General features: G+C 64.1%; 1 rRNA gene. It reads left to right on the top strand.

Features of this window, described 5'->3' with window-relative positions:
- Positions 1 to 90, top strand: a 16S ribosomal RNA gene (locus EHS19_RS10485); the annotation flags it as partial.
- Between the last annotated feature and the right edge of the window lie 344 nt (positions 91 to 434).

Raw genomic sequence — 434 nt, forward strand, 5'->3', positions numbered from 1 at the left:
TGGGGGGAGCCGTCTAAGGTGAGGCTCGTGATTGGGACTAAGTCGTAACAAGGTAGCCGTACCGGAAGGTGCGGCTGGATCACCTCCTTTCTACGGAGATTTCAGGCTCGTGTCTGCGAGCCGTCGTGTGCCCCTGGGGTCGGGTGGTCCGGCCTGTGGGGGTTGCTGGCGAGGAATGGTCGTTGGCTGTGTCCGGTGCCTGTCGTGGGCGTCGGGGTGGTATGGGCATGCTTTTGGGTTCCCGGATCGCCGGCCTCCCCTGTGGGGGTGGGTGTCCGTGGCCCCGTGGCCCGGGCTGGCGCGCGTGTGGCGTGTGTGGCTTGGGGTTTCGGGTGTCGTGGTGGTTTGAGAACTGGATAGTGGACGCGAGCAGGGCCGGCCTTTTTTTCGGGTTGGTCTTGCTGTTGATTTCGTCGGGCCCCGCCTTTTTTTGG

Origin of the sequence: Bifidobacterium jacchi, from assembly GCF_009078285.1 — a bacterium.
Lineage (GTDB): Bacteria > Actinomycetota > Actinomycetes > Actinomycetales > Bifidobacteriaceae > Bifidobacterium > Bifidobacterium jacchi.